Annotated in this window: 13 protein-coding genes; 2 read left to right on the top strand and 11 right to left on the bottom strand. The window is 58.5% G+C overall.

Translation table 11 applies throughout. From position 1 onward, the window contains the following. Positions 1-888, bottom strand: coding sequence for an acyltransferase (locus AC1DU9_RS01910; protein ID WP_223456840.1), 888 nt, complete (start codon positions 886-888; stop codon positions 1-3). A 164-nt stretch (positions 889-1052) separates the two neighbouring features. Between AC1DU9_RS01910 and rloA2 the strand changes: the two genes are divergently transcribed. Continuing rightward, positions 1053-1559, top strand: a complete 507-nt coding sequence (gene rloA2, locus AC1DU9_RS01905; protein ID WP_223457005.1) for a retropepsin-like aspartic peptidase RloA2 — start codon at positions 1053-1055, stop codon at positions 1557-1559. Positions 1560-1612: 53 nt separating this feature from the next. Here the strand turns inward: rloA2 and AC1DU9_RS01900 are convergent, their stop codons facing one another. Continuing rightward, positions 1613-2761: an RHS repeat-associated core domain-containing protein gene (locus AC1DU9_RS01900; RefSeq protein ID WP_477809684.1), complete on the bottom strand. Its 1149-nt coding sequence runs from the start codon at positions 2759-2761 to the stop codon at positions 1613-1615. Between the two features lie 626 nt (positions 2762-3387). Here AC1DU9_RS01900 and AC1DU9_RS01895 point away from each other — a divergent pair. Continuing rightward, positions 3388-3738 (top strand): DUF6124 family protein, encoded by a 351-nt coding sequence (locus AC1DU9_RS01895; protein WP_223456844.1) that lies wholly within the window; start codon positions 3388-3390, stop codon positions 3736-3738. 243 nt (positions 3739-3981) lie between these two features. On the opposite strand, the gene AC1DU9_RS01890 is transcribed toward AC1DU9_RS01895, so the two are convergent. The 9 genes from AC1DU9_RS01890 to AC1DU9_RS01850 form a co-directional block, all read right to left on the bottom strand. Next, a complete protein-coding gene (locus AC1DU9_RS01890; RefSeq protein WP_477809683.1) occupies positions 3982-5010 on the bottom strand; it encodes an RHS repeat-associated core domain-containing protein in 1029 nt (342 codons plus the stop codon). A gap of 106 nt (positions 5011-5116) precedes the next feature. Next, positions 5117-5746, bottom strand: coding sequence for a glutathione S-transferase (locus tag AC1DU9_RS01885; protein WP_223456848.1), 630 nt, complete (start codon positions 5744-5746; stop codon positions 5117-5119). A 168-nt stretch (positions 5747-5914) separates the two neighbouring features. After that, positions 5915-6094, bottom strand: coding sequence for a hypothetical protein (locus AC1DU9_RS01880; protein WP_223456850.1), 180 nt, complete (start codon positions 6092-6094; stop codon positions 5915-5917). Beyond that, on the bottom strand, positions 6091-7221 hold the full coding sequence (locus AC1DU9_RS01875; protein ID WP_477809682.1) for a PepSY-associated TM helix domain-containing protein: 1131 nt from the start codon (positions 7219-7221) through the stop codon (positions 6091-6093). Before AC1DU9_RS01875 ends, AC1DU9_RS01880 begins: the two co-directional genes overlap by 4 nt. A 72-nt stretch (positions 7222-7293) precedes the next feature. Next, positions 7294-9738 carry a TonB-dependent siderophore receptor gene (locus tag AC1DU9_RS01870; protein WP_477809681.1) on the bottom strand — a complete coding sequence of 815 codons (2445 nt, stop codon included), beginning with the start codon at positions 9736-9738 and terminating at the stop codon, positions 7294-7296. Between the two features lie 243 nt (positions 9739-9981). Beyond that, positions 9982-10956, bottom strand: coding sequence for a FecR family protein (locus tag AC1DU9_RS01865; protein ID WP_477809680.1), 975 nt, complete (start codon positions 10954-10956; stop codon positions 9982-9984). After that, entirely contained in the window at positions 10953-11471 is a 519-nt protein-coding gene (locus AC1DU9_RS01860; RefSeq protein WP_223456856.1) for an RNA polymerase sigma factor, read from the bottom strand. Before AC1DU9_RS01860 ends, AC1DU9_RS01865 begins: the two co-directional genes overlap by 4 nt. Before the next feature lie 225 nt (positions 11472-11696). Next, positions 11697-12404: a 3'-5' exonuclease gene (locus AC1DU9_RS01855; RefSeq protein WP_223456857.1), complete on the bottom strand. Its 708-nt coding sequence runs from the start codon at positions 12402-12404 to the stop codon at positions 11697-11699. Beyond that, a complete protein-coding gene (locus AC1DU9_RS01850; RefSeq protein WP_223456858.1) occupies positions 12401-14341 on the bottom strand; it encodes a putative nucleotidyltransferase substrate binding domain-containing protein in 1941 nt (646 codons plus the stop codon). Before AC1DU9_RS01850 ends, AC1DU9_RS01855 begins: the two co-directional genes overlap by 4 nt. Positions 14342-14346: the final 5 nt, after the last annotated feature.

Genomic DNA, 14346 nt, shown 5'->3' with positions numbered 1-14346 from the left:
TCAGCGGCGCTCGCTTTTCAGTTCAGCAATGCGCTGATCCTTCTCGATCCAGAGCTGGTTGACCCAGTTCTGGACCTTCTCGCGAAACAGCGGATCGTTTTCGTAATCGCCCTGCCACAGCGCCGGGTCGAGATCGCGGGTTCGGATTTCGATGATGACCCTTGGCACATCGCCGCTGATCAAGTCCCAGAACCCCGGAATCTTCTGCTGCGGGTAAACCACCGTCACATCGAGAATCGCATCCAGCTGTTCGCCCATCGCCGCCAGTACAAACGCCACGCCGCCAGCCTTGGGCTTGAGCAGGTGGTTGAACGGTGATAGCTGTTGAGCGCGTTTGGCCGACGTGAACCGCGTGCCTTCCAGATAATTGACCACGGTTACCGGTTGGCGCTTGAACAGCTCGCAGGCCTGTTTGGTGATCTCCAGATCCTTGCCCGCCAGTTCCGGGTGTTTGGCCAGGAACGCCTTGCTGTAGCGCTTCATGAACGGGTAATCCAGCGCCCACCACGCCAGGCCCAGGAAGGGCACCCAGATCAGTTCTTTCTTGAGGAAGAATTTGAAGAATGGCGTGCGCCGGTTCAGCGTCTGGATCAGCGCCGGGATGTCGACCCAGGATTGATGGTTGCTGATCACCAGGTACGAGGTATCACGGCGCAGATCGTCACCGCCACGGATGTTCCATTGGGTGGGGATGCACAGGCGGAAGATCAGCTTGTCGATCTCGGACCAGGTCTCGGCGATCCACATCACCACCCATGAGGCGTAATCGCGAAAACGGCCGGGCAGGACCAGCTTGAGCAGGGCAAACACCAGCAGTGGCCCGATCAGGATCAGGGTGTTGAGCACAAGCAGCAGGGTCACGAAACAGCCGGTGAGCAGGCGGCGCATAAGTCACTCGTGGAGGCGGTTGGGCGCGCAATGATAAGCAGCTTCGGACGACAGGCCAAATCGGCGGTGACGAATGTTTCACTTTCGGGTCGGTAACCTTGTGGGAACGATCAAGCGAACGACGGTCTAAAATCCGACTGCTTACTCTCATGGAAACCCATCACGTGAAATCCCTTCTTGCAGTGCTCTCTCTCATCGCCCTGCCGGTCATGGCCGCCGAGCCGACCCTGTACGGGCGTTACGAATACATTGCCCTGCCGGAAATCGGCGGGAAGGTCCTCAAGGCGAAGATGGACACCGGCGCCCTGACCGCGTCGCTGTCGGCCAAAGACATCGAAACTTTCAAGCGTGACGGCGAAGATTGGGTGCGTTTCCGCCTCGGCACCAAGGATGCGGGCAATCAGGTCTACGAACACAAGATAGCGCGCATCAGCAAGATTAAGACCCGTTCCGAAGAGGAGGAAGATGACAGCGAAGTAGTCGCTCCCACGAAGCGTCCAGTGGTCGATCTGGAGCTGTGCCTGGGTAACGTCAAGCGCACGGTTGAGGTCAATCTGACTGATCGCAGTAGTTTTAATTATCCGTTGCTGATTGGGGCGAAGGCGTTGCGTGAGTTTGGGGCAGCGGTGAATCCAGCGAGAAGATTTACAGCGGATAAACCGGATTGTTGAATGATGGGAGCCAAGAGGTCTATTGCTGATGCTCCCACAGGCGATGCGCCGGATTAAAACGGCGCTTCATGTGAGTGAAGTCGAATGGCACTTTGTTTGTTTTGGATGGCTTTTATACGTACAGAGCTATAGGCAGGTTCTTTTATAATAATTTGCACATGATTTTTTAGTGCGGAGTTAAGTTCAGTATTGACGCTGTAGTCACGACCTGGCTTAAGAGTTTCAAAGTTCCTCGTGTAAGCGCCGAATATTTTTGGTGAACTGGATTCTGCTCGTTTCGAAACTGTAGCCCATCCTACAGCTGATTCGTAGTCTGGGGTTACGTAGAAACCCCGCCCACTATCGGTGCCATTTCGTGAGCCCATATATTTGGCACTTAAACCTGTTGCCAAACTTTTTGTGTGTTCTTCTGTTGAGCCGTGATAGCCAATCAGGTCATATTTTTGAGTGTTATTAATAATGGCGTCATTAATTTTTCGCTCATTGGCCGCTAACGAGTCGAATGTGTCGGAGTGTCTTCTTTTTGTCAGGGCTTGACTATTTTTCGGTGAGGCTGTTGTAGAAGATTTCATCAGTGGTTTAGATGTAGTGGCACCTCTTGCTCTTTGAAACCCTAGATTTACGGGTCTCGGTGGAGGTGGCGGTGCTAATCTCGAAAGTGCTGAAATTGTATGCCCCGTCGGATCACTGTGGTTAATCGAATTTCCCGCGCAATACCCATAAGCATTCAGCCCCCCGGCCCCAAACGGACTCCAACTATCCGGACTGTTAAACCGCATCAGTACCGGATTGAACTGCCGATACCCATTCCCCAAATGATAATGCCCGGTCACCGGATCCGGCCGTTCGCCGTTAAAACCGAGCAGACTGAGCAACCCGTTTTCTCGTGGACGATGGCCGTAGGGTGAGTAGGAGAGGGCATTGAGTTGAGTCGCGTCCAGCGCATTCAATACCGAACGTTGTTGGTCGGTGGTCAGCAACGTGGCAGCGACCTTGCAGCCCTCGCGCTGCTGCTGCGCCAACAGTTGGTCGTCGTGCTGCACGACAGTGCGCTGCACTGTGCCTTGTATTTCGGAGGACAGGCGGGTCTTGCAGTAAAAGCGCTGGATGGTGGAATGTTCAAGGGAGGTGCTATCGACCAGGCGATCGAGTGGGTCGTAGTGGTAGCGACTCAAGACGGTTTCGCGGGTAGGGGTAGGCATTGACTGAGTTCCTTGCAAGGTCCAAAAGCCGAGCGTTCAGCTTCGTTCCTTTTTCAGTCGTTGCCTACTATCAGAACTGTTAGGGGTTTGCCCTTTCTGCAAGCCCTCAAGAATCTCAAGCGAACACAAGGCGTGCATGTTTCACGGATCAAAAGTAGGAGTGAGCCTGCTCGCGATGAGGCAAGTACAGCTAGCTAAAACTTCCTCTCTGGACATCGTTCCCAGAGTCAAACTTCTCTCCCGTTGTTGACCCAGACAGGGTTCTTCTCTCGTCGGAAAGTAAGTTTTCCTACAGGAAAAACTGGCCTCCTACAGCGCTAATCCCTTCCTTTTGCAGGACGTTTCCTAGATTATTTCGCACGCTTGCGCCGACCGATTTCCGTGCCTAGTCTTCGTCCGTCACTGCTCATCAGTGATCGGGTTTAGTCGCCCGGCTATCACTTGGCGTACAGCGCTACCTCTGTTCAGGTGTTTTTTATCGCCTGAAATCTATGGTGGCTGTGCGCAGGGCACCTTCGGGTGCGCCGGGTTCCAGGTGACCGGTCGACTAACCTGTGCGCAGCCGCCACCCCTCTCGTTTAGTCGCGAAATCGGTTGGCTCCTACTATCACCTTGGAGTTTTACCAATGAAAAAGCCAGTCCCCGATCCACCCTCCAATGCAACCAGAAACGACGATCTGCTCAGAGACCGCTCAGCACTCTACCGGGCAATCGACTTCTACCTGACCGGCGAACAGCCGTCGGCACCGGATGAGCTCCGGTTTTACAACGTCAGTGATGACGTGAGTTTCGAAGACAGCCAACTCTATGTCGCCGACCTGCTGCGCTGTGCCTCTGTCACTGCCTATCAGTGCGGTGACCACCTGAAAGGCGCAGACAGGACCATGGTCTTTTCCGTGTGGCATTTGCTGGAGATCGCCAAGGCCATGGTTGATCGGTCGATTGATTGTTTGGGGATGAAGCAGGCTCAGGAATGATTGAGGTAGTCGGTCGTTGTTGATATTGCTATCGCGAGCAGGCTCAGTCCCACAGGGGAGTTGAGCCGAGAAGAAATAATACTGGAGAAATGTTCGCAAAAAACGAAGCGGGACAGATTTTTGGGTTAACACCTGCCCGCTTGTTTTATGTTTTTATTTAAATAAATCTGTCACCTTAGTTGGGGTCACCTTAGTTAGGTCGCCTTAGTTAGTTGCAGCCAGCTCAAGGCATGTTTTTATTCTTCAATTTGTCCTTTCGCCTCGAATATTCGCTGCATTTTCGAACTGCAAGCTGCCTCTAGGTGACGATGAGGGGGCTACTAAAGAGCCTGCTTGATTGGTGCTACGGCGAACAGTTGAAGTGAGCTGAGGCAAACTGCCCCTTCTCATGGCCTCATCATAGGTGGGGGGGAGTGAAAAGTTGGAAGAAGTAGAGGAGGTGCGAGGTAAACTGTGCATCTCTATGTCCGCACTCACTATGACAGGTCGTGAAAGGTTTTGGTGGCCAGCAGGAAGTAGATCATCGTATGAAGGAGGAGGGCGGTTCCCTATAATGCGTGTGACACGAGAATTAATTTTCTTATAGAATGTCGCCCCGGCAAACAAAGCTGTACCTGCCGCCATAATGCCCAATCCAATATATTCGGTAGTATCATTGTCAAGCATCGTCCCCACTAGAGAGATCCCGCCGCCCGCTGCACTAAGACCCAACCCTATTATCTTTAGAACACCTACGCCAAAGTGTCCTGTCGGGTCGCTCCGATTTATTGGATCTGCGCCACAGTACATATAGGCATTGAGTCCACCCTCCCCGAACGGACTCCAGGTGTCCGGGCTGTTAAACCGCTTCAACACTGGATTGAACTGCCGATACCCACTTCCCAAATGATAATGTCCGGTCACCGGATCCGGTCGTTCGCCGGTGAATCCGAGCACGCTGAGCAATCCACTTTCTGGTGTTCGATGGCCATAGGGCTCGTAGGCGAGGGGATGAGGCTGGTTTGCATTGAGCGCGTTCAATATTGAACGTTGTTGATCAGTCGCCAGCAGCGTGGTGATCACCTTGCCACCCTCGCCCTGCAGTTGCGCCAGCAGCTGGTCGTCATGCTGCATGATGCTGCGTTGTACATCGCCTTGAATTTCAGTACTCAGGCGAGTCCCACAGTTAAAACGCTTGATGGTGGGTTGTAGAAAAGGTGCGCTATCGACCAGCCGATCAATCGGATCGTAGTGGTAGCGAGCCAGGAGGCGTTGATGGGTAGAGGTAGGCATTGACTGAAGCTCCGTGCAAAGGACGAAAAAGCCGAACCTTTAGCATCAATCCTTTCCCAGCCATTGCCTACCTATCAGAACTGCTAGGGTTTTGCCCTTTCTGAAGTCAAACCTTCGGCATCGTCGCCAGCATCGACGCTCGCTGGCTCACCTCGAAATACCAGCCCGCCAGCTTTGGATTCGCTTCGCGCCACTCCAGATTCGGGTGGCGCAGATCCAGATAACCCAGCGCACAGGCCACGCTGATCGCGGCCACATCAAAATGGCTGGTGAGTTCGGCGATGGCGTCTGCTTCCAGCACAGCCAACGCCCGGCGGATCTTTTCGCGTTGGCCGTCCAGCCATTCGTCCCAGTGTTTTTCCGGGGCGCGCAGTGCAACTTCGTAGCGCACCAGCACGGCGGCGTCCATGATCCCGTCGGCCAGCGAAGCGAGGGTCAGACGGCGCCAGCGGGCCGAGCCTTCGCGGGGGATCAGCGGATTGCCGACGTGCTGCTGATCGAGGTAGTCGAGGATGACCCGGCTGTCATGGATGACATTGCCATCGGCCAGGCGCAGGGCGGGGATTTTGCCCAGGGGGTTGTCATCGATCAGTGCAAGGTCCGGGGCGACGGGCGTCAGTACGCAATTTTGCAGCGCCACGCGATTCTGTTGACCGGTTTCGTGGAGCAACACCATGACTTTGCGAACGAAGGGAGAGAGCGGGTTGTGGTACAGGGTCATGCTCGGGGCGGACATGGCAGCGTCTCGATCGGTGGCAGTGTCGGGCAGCATAGCGCGTTGGAGCGATAGCTCAAGATGGCAAACACCCTTGTAGGAGCGAGCTTGCTCGCGATGGCGGCCTGACATTCAACATCAATGCTGGCTGACAGGCCGCTATCGCGAGCAAGCTCGCTCCCACAGGGATCAGCGGCGTTGCAGGAGGCCGCGCAGGGCTAGCACAGCCGTGATGCCCAAGCCCAACCAGCTCAACGAATCCCACACACCATCCCCGAGCAACGCGGCAAACAACCCTGTCGCGCTGAGCACCGCGATGACGGTCGGAATGGCAAATACCTTCCAGAAGTTCGACTGCCGGGGCTTCATGCCATGCTCTCCGCTTTTTCCAGCACCGGCCTGGCAGCCTTGCGCCGCACCACCCACAGGTAGACCCCGCTGCCGAGCACGATGATGGTCAGCACATCCAGGGTCGCCCAGAGGATCTTCATCGGCATGCCGCCGTAGTCACCGAAGTGCAGCGGCTGCGACATGCCCATGGCGTCCATGTACCACGGTCGTTCGGCCACGGCGGTGACTTGCAGGGTGCTGGCGTCGATCAGTACCGGCGTCAGCAGGTGCGAAGTCAGGTGCGTGCTGCCTTTCATGAACACCGCGTAATGGTGCTCGCTGGAAAAGCGCGTGCCTGGGAAAGCGATGAAGTCCGGCTGCATGCCCGGCGCGACATCCTTGGCGATGTCGAGCAAACGGGTCGCGGGCGCGAGTTGCGTCAGTGGTGGTGCATCGCGGTACGGCGCGACCATCGCGCTCAGGCTGTCGTTGCGCCAGGCGGCGATGATCAGGTCGGCGCAGGCACTGATCACGCCAGTCACGCCGACCACCAGGGTCCAGGTCAACGTCACCACACCGATCAGGTTATGCAGGTCGAGCCAGCGCAGGCGTGTGGACTTGTCCTGGCGCACGGTGGCGAACTTCAAGCGGCGCATGAACGGCAAGTACAGCACCGTGCCGGAAACGATCGCCACCACGAACAGAATCCCCATGAACGCCAGCAGCAACTTGCCCGGCAAGCCGGCAAACATGTCCACGTGCAGGCGCAGCATGGTCATCGTGAAACCGCCGTTGGCCGATGGCGTCTCCAGCGCTTCGCCGGTACGGGCGTCGAGCATGAAGGTGTGGGACGAGTTCGGCTCGGTGCCTGCGGTCGCGGCCATGATGGTCAGCACCGCGTTGGGCTCATCATCCTCGAAGCCGAAATACTGCAGGACTTCGTCAGGGCGATGCTTCTCGGCGGCCTGCACCAACTGCTGCAAATTCAGGTGCGGGGTAACCGCCGGCATTTCCTTCACTTCAGGCGCATCGCCCAGCAAGTGGTCGATCTCGTGCTGAAAGATCAACGGCAGGCCGGTCAGTGCCAGCAGCAACAGGAACACCGTACAAATCAGGCTGGTCCAGGTGTGGATCGCGGACCAGCGGCGAATTGTTTTACTTTTCATTTCATAGCCTTCAGAAAAACCAGAACCGTCCACGAAGGACGGCCTGGTCATTGGGCGTGTCAGCTCAATGCGTTACCACTTGTAGGTTGCACTCGCGACGACACTGCGCTGGTCGCCGTAGTAGCAGTAGAAGCTGTCGCAAGTCGAGATGTAGTCCTTGTCGAACAGGTTGGTCGCGTTAACGGCCAGCGAAGCGCCTTTGAGGCTGTTGTCGAGGCGACCGAGGTCGTAGTGAACCACCGCGTCGAACACCGTGTAGGCACCGGCCTTGCCCAGCCAGGTGTTGGCCTGGTCGCCGTAGGTGTTGCCGGTGTAGCGCGCGCCGGCGCCGATGCCGAGGCCATCCAGCACGCCGTTGTGCCAGCTGTAGTCGCCCCACACCGACGCTTGCTGGTTAGGCATCAGTTGCAGGCGATTGCCCTTGTAGATGCCCTCTTGCACTTCGGATTTAGCCAGGGTGTAGGCCGCGGTGACCTTGAGGTTTTCGGTCACGTCGGAAACGGCTTCCAGCTCCAGGCCTTTGACTTTCACTTCGCCGGTCTGGCTGGTGACCGTCACGTTGCCCACGTTGTTGGTAACGGAAACATTTTTCTGGGTCAGGTCATACACAGCCGCCGTCAGCAGGGTGTTGCTGCCCGGTGGCTGGTACTTGATCCCCAGTTCCCATTGCTTGCCTTCAGTCGGCTTGAACGACTCGGTCGGCGAGGCGACGGCATTGCTGGTCGGCTGGAACGATTCGGCGTAGGACAGGTAGGGCACGAAGCCCGAGTCGAACACATAGCTGATCGCCGCGTTGCCGCTGAAGTTCTTGTCGCGTTCGGTGTTGGTGGCATCGCCCTTGTTGAAGAACGTGGTACCGGTGTGGACCCAGTCTTCACGACCACCGAGGGTCAGGCGCCATTGGCCGAGGGCCATCTGGTCCTGGAGGTACAGGCCGGTCTGCTGGGTCTTCTGCTCGTAGTCGTAGAACGCCGTGGAGCGTGCCGGACGTTCAATCGGCAAGCCATAGATCGGGTCGTTGACGTTGATGCCCGGCGCGGTGCCGAAGATCGAGAGGTAGTTGGTGGTGTTGCGCTGGTGGTCCAGGCCGATCAGCAAGGTGTGACTGACATCGCCGGTGATGAAGTCGCCCTGGAAGTTGTTGTCCACGGCGAATTGGGCGATGTCTTCGTCGACATTGGTGGTGCCACGGCCGGTGTTGCCTTGATCGTCGACGACAAACCCGAACTCGGCAAAGTCAGGGTTGTAGCTGTTGACGGTCACTGCCTGGAACGACAGCTCCGACTTGGTGTAGCGCAGGTTCTGCCGGAACTGCCAGACATCGTTCAGGCGGTGTTCGAAGGCATAACCCAGCGCGTAGTAGGTGCGGTCGTAGAAGTCGTAGTTCGGATCACCCAGGTTCTTGTGGTGGGAGATCTCGCCGAACGGCATGTCGATCTTGGTGCCCTGGATCGGATAGAACTGACTGGTGATACCAGTATCGTCACGAGTGAACTGCGTGAGCAGGGTGAATTTGGTGTCTTCGTCGATGTTCCAGGTCAGGCTTGGCGCAATGTTGTAGCGCTTGTCATCGATGTGGTCGATGGGCGTGCCGCCGTCGCGCAGCACGCCGCTGAGGCTGTACAGGAACTGGCCTTCGTCGTCGATCTTGCCGGTGCTGGCGAAGTTGATCTGGCGATGATTGTCACTGCCGTATTGCACTTGGATCTCGCTGCTGGCTTCGGCGCTTGGGCGACGGCTGACCATGTCCAGCAGGCCGCCCGGCGGGGTCTGGCCGTACACCGAGGAGGCCGGTCCGCGCAGCAGCGCCAGGCGGTCGAGGTTCCAGGTTTCCTGTTTAGGGTTGGAGTACACACCTTTTGGCAGTGGCAGGCCGTCGAGGAATTGAGTCGGCTCGAAACCCCGCACACGCAACCAGTCGGAACGGGTGTCGCTGCCGAAGCTGCTGGCGGTGATGCCCGGCAAGTAGCGCACGGCATCATCGAGGGTGTGCACGTTGCGGTCGTCCATCTGCTCACGAGTGACGACCGAGATCGAACGCGGCGCCTCGACCAGCGCAGTGTCGGTCTTGGTGCCGGCGGCGGTGCGCTTGGCCAGGTAGCCCTGTGCCGGGCCCCAGGCGCTTTCAGTGTCTTGCACACCGATCACGCTGGTGGCCGGCAGGTCCATCACACCCTCGGGCACGGCCACCAGGGTGTAGGTGCCCGCACTGCCCTGCTCCAGTTGCAGGCCGGTGCCACGCAGGGCTTCGCGAAGGGCGCCGGCTGCGTCGAACTGGCCTTTGACTGGCGCCGAGGTCTTGCCCGCCGCCAGGGATGGATTCAACGACAGGGCCAAACCCGCCTGGCTGGCGATCTGGTTCAGGGTATTGGTCAACGGCGCGGCCGGCAGGTTGTAGGCGCGGACGCTGGACGCCTGTTCAGCGGCGATCAATTGGCTGCTGGCCAAAGGGGTGCAAAGGGCAATGGCGACCGCCAGCAAACTGCGGCGCAACAGGGAGTCTAGCGAACGAGGCATACAGCGGCTCCTGAATGGAAATATTTCTCAATTGCCTGTGTGCCGAATGAAAATCAAAAAGTGATAGGGCTGGATGAAAATAATTTCGATTCAGAAGTCGGTTGCGGCTGGTATTGGGTCAAACCGGTTTTTGCGGGGAGTCGAGCGCCGCCATCGCGAGCAAGCTCGCTCCCACATTTTGAAATGCATTCCAGTGTGGGAGCGAGCTTGCTCGCGATGACGGTTGATCAGACACAAAGCTTTTCAGGGCTTGGCCTTGGCCTTGGCCACCACCTTCACCCACCATTGCGTGTGCTGTTCGATCTGCACCGGCAGGGTTGGCAGCAGGGCATTGAGTGCCAGGTCGGTGTTGCGCAGCGGGAAGCTGCCGGTGATGCGCAGGTCGGCCACTTCCCGTGCGACGCCGACGTAACCGGTTCGATAGCGGCCGATTTCATGCACCAGGTCTTCCAGCCGTGTGTTGTCCACCACCAGCATGCCGCGGGTCCAGGCATCCGCGCCGAGGTTGACGGCCAGCACCGGGCCCAGGCCATTGTTGCGGATCAACACTTGCTGGCCTTCGCGCAGAATCTGTTCGTCCGGGGTGGATTCAGGGTGAACTGCCACCGCCGACTGCAATACGCTCAGGCGCGTTCCGTCTTCCTCACGCTTGACCAGAAACCGCGTACCCAGCGCACGCATGCTGCCTTCACGGGTTTCGACGATGAACGGCCGGGGATCGCCATGGCCGGTTTCCACCAGGATTTCGCCCTCCTGAAGCACGATGCGCCGCTGTTTTTCATCGAAGCGCACATCCAGGGCACTGTGGGTATTGAGATTGATCAGCGTGCCGTCAGCCAGACGCAGGGTGCGCTGCTCGCCAACGGCGGTGCGCTGGTCGGCCAGCCAATAGTCGATCGGCAGGTAACGATCCCAGGCGAACAGGGCCAGGCCGATCACAGTAACGATACTGGCTACACCGCTACTCAGCTTGCGCACTCGCCGACGAATGCCTTCGCGCGATTGCAGCAGGGCCGTGCGGGCCGGGCCACTGGCCACGCTGAAACGTTGGTCGAGCATGCCCAGCTGGCGCCAGGCGCGGGCGTGCTCTTCGTGGGCCGCGTGCCACTTGGCGAACTCTTCGCGCTCTACCGGGTTGGCACAATCCATGGACAACTGCCAGGCAATCGCCGCGTCCAGCACGTTGGCCGATACCGGTTTGGAACTGAGCGGATTCACGTCGGCTCACCATACAACGCGATGTAGCACTGGCGAATGCCTTGGGCCAGGTACTGGCGCACCCGCGGCACCGACACCCCCAGGCGCTCGGCGATGTCTGCGTGGCCGAGGCCGTCGAGACGGTTGTAGAGGAACGCCGCCCGGGCCTTGCTGGAAAGCTTGCCGAGTAAACGATCGATATTTTTCAGGTCTTCGAGAATCATTTGCTGTTCTTCAGCCGACGGTTGTTCGGCCTCGGGAATCAGCATCAACTCGGTGAGGTAAGCCTGTTCCAGCGCGGCGCGGCGGAAATAATCGAACAGCAGGCCCTTGGCGATCGCCACCAGGAATGCCCGGGGCTCGTGCGGGACCTTCAGTTCCTCACGGCCCAGCAAGCGCACGAACGTGTCCTGGCTCAGGTCCTCGGCCCGCTGCGGGCAGGCGATGTTGCGTCGAAGCCAGGCCAATAGCCAACCGCGATGGTCGCGATACAACGCACCGACGAGCTCATTTTGAGGGCTTGGGACTGACGACACGCCGCACACCGATTGGGAAATATTAACTAACGAGAATTGTTCGCGATTGTCTCAGAGGCGAGGGAGGTAAGCAATTGGCGTTGGTCGGATGGGAATTAGGCGACGGCCCCTGTAGGAGCGAGCCTGCTCGCGAAAATCGTCAACGATGACACGGTTTTCTGGAAAGACCGAGGTGTCAGGTGATTTTTCGCGAGCAGGCTCGCTCCTACAGGGATTGCGTATAGGTCAGAAGGACGGCGCCTGCTGCCGGCGCTTCCACTGATTCAAGCGCTGTTGCAGATTCAACGGGCTATGAATCTGCTGCTGTCGCGCACGGCTGAACAGGATCAGCATCAGTTCGGCGGTGGCCAGGGCGTCGGCGCTGGCGTGGTGGCGCTCGAAGACTTCGAGCTTGAACCAGTCGATCCAATCGTCCAGCCCGGCCTCGCGAATGTGCGCCTGGGGGCATAGCAGCGGCGCAATGTCCGCCACATCCAGAAACGGATGCTGCAATTTGAAACCCAGGTGATCTTTCAATGCACGGCCGAGCATGTGCTGGTCAAACGGCGCGTGGAAGGCCAGCACCGGACTGTCTCCGATGTACTCCATCAGGTCGAGCAGCGCTTCTGCCGGGTCGCTGCCCGCCGCAATGGCGCTGGGGCCAATGCCGTGGATCAGCACGCTGGGGCCGAGTTTCACTTGTGGATATTGCAGGGTGCGTTCGAACTGCTGGCGAAAGTCGATGGCCCCGTCCTCGATCACCACCGCGCCAATGGACAACACGTGGTCCTTGTTCAGGTTCAAACCGGTGGTTTCCAGATCGAGCACCACCCAGCGTTGCTCGCGCAGGCTGCACTCAGACAGGTCGGCAGCCGTCGGTAATTGATCCAGCCGATGTTGCAGATGAGCCGGGAGGGTGGGACTCGCCGGGCGCAGCCATGAAAACAGGCTCATAACTGATACCGCAAGGTCAGGCTGCTTTGCAGGCGTTGTGCCTGGCGCAGGGACTCACGCAGGATGCGTCGGTCCAGATGATTGAGGCTGTCGGGATCGACCCGATTAGAGTAAGGAAAATTCTCCCGGGTCTGTAGTTGATGTTGCTGCATGCGGGTTTGCTGGATGAAGTGATACGCCTCTTCGTACGCGGCGCCGTCCAGGGGATCGATGACCTCCTTGGCAACCAACTGGCGAAAACGCTCCAGCGTGTTGTTCGCTTCGATACCGTGGACCAGGGCCAGCAACCGGGCGCCGTCGACGAACGGTGCCAGGCCCTGAATCTTCAGGTCCAGGGTGGCCTTCTCGCCATTTTTTCGCGCCAGTACGAATTCGCGGAAACGCCCAACGGGCGGGCGATTGCGCAGCGCATTCTCGGCCATCATGCGCTGGAACAAACGGTTGTCGCCGACCTGATCGAGAATGCCCCGACGCAACTGCTCGCAGCCTTGCTCGCTGCCCCAGACCACGCGCAAGTCGAAATAGATACTCGAACCCAGCAGGTTCTCCGGGGTTGCCTCGCGGATAAACGCCGCAAAGCGCCGCGCCCATTCGGCCCGGGACAGGCACAGCTCTGGGTTGCCGGCCATGATATTGCCCTTGCACAAGGTGAAGCCGCACAGCGCCAGGCTCTGATTGATCTGTTGGGCAATTGGCAACAGCTTGCCGCGAATCTCGGCGGCATGGGCCGCATCCCTGGCTTCGAACAGAATGCCGTTGTCCTGATCGGTGTGCAGGGTCTGCTCGCGACGGCCTTCACTGCCGAAACACAGCCAGCTGAATGGCACACCGGGGTCGCCTTTTTCGGCGAGGGTCAGCTCGATCACCCGGCACACGGTGTGGTCGTTGAGCAAGGTGATGATGTGGGTGATCTGCGTCGAAGACGCGCCGTGGGCCAGCATGCGCTCGACCAGTTGACCGATTTCGCCCCGTAGCGCTACCAGGTTTTCCACCTTCTGGGCATTGCGGATAGTGCGCGCCAGGTGCACCAGGTCGACCCGTTGCAGGGAAAACAGATCGCGCTCGGAAACCACGCCGCACAAGCGTTGCTCCTTGACCAGACAGACATGGGCGATGTGCCGCTCGGTCATGGCAATCGCCGCGTCGAATGCACTGTGATCCGGCGACAGGAAAAACGGCGCCCGGGTCATGTACCCTTCGATGGCTTCATTGAAATCACTGCTGCCGTTGGCCACGGTCTGACGCAGGTCGCGCAGGGTGAAAATCCCCAGTGGCGCCTTGAGTTCATCGACCACCACGATGCTGCCGACCTGTTGTTCGTGCATCAACGTCACGGCTTCGCGCAATGGCGTCTGCGGGGCGCATGTTACCGGGTGGCGCATGGCCAATTCGCCCAGTCGGGTATTGAGCGAATATTGGGTACCCAGGGTTTCCACGGCTTTTTGCTGCACTTGCTGGTTGACCTGATCCAGCAGGCTGCTGACGCAGCGCAGGGCGAAGTTGCGGAAGGTATCCGATAGCGAAAACAGGCGGATGAACGCCGGTTTGTTCAATTGCAGGCAGAAAGTGTCTTCGCCGGCCAGGTGCTCGGTGCGGGTCGCCCGTTCACCCAGCAACGCCGCGAGGGGGAAACATTCGCCAGTGGTGATCTCGAAGACCGTTTCGGTGCCACCCTTGGCCGTGTGCGGACGCTCGCCCACGACCCGGCCTTGCTTGACGATATAGAAGTGCTCGACCGGGCCGTCGGCGGGTTTGATGATGCTCTCGCCGGGGGCGTAAAAACGCAGCTGACATTGCTCGACCAGATACGCCAGGTGAGCGTGTTCCATCTGGTTGAAAGGCGGGAAGCGCTGAAGGAATTGCAACGTGCCCTGGATGTTCTGCAACACCGCGGTTTTCCCTGCCTGTGTGAAGGCGTCCGCTTTACTCATAACCATTACCG

This window comes from Pseudomonas sp. P4_C1 (assembly GCF_056402155.1).
Note: the sequence above shows the minus strand (reverse complement) of the source record. Positions and strands in the feature narration are given on the sequence as shown.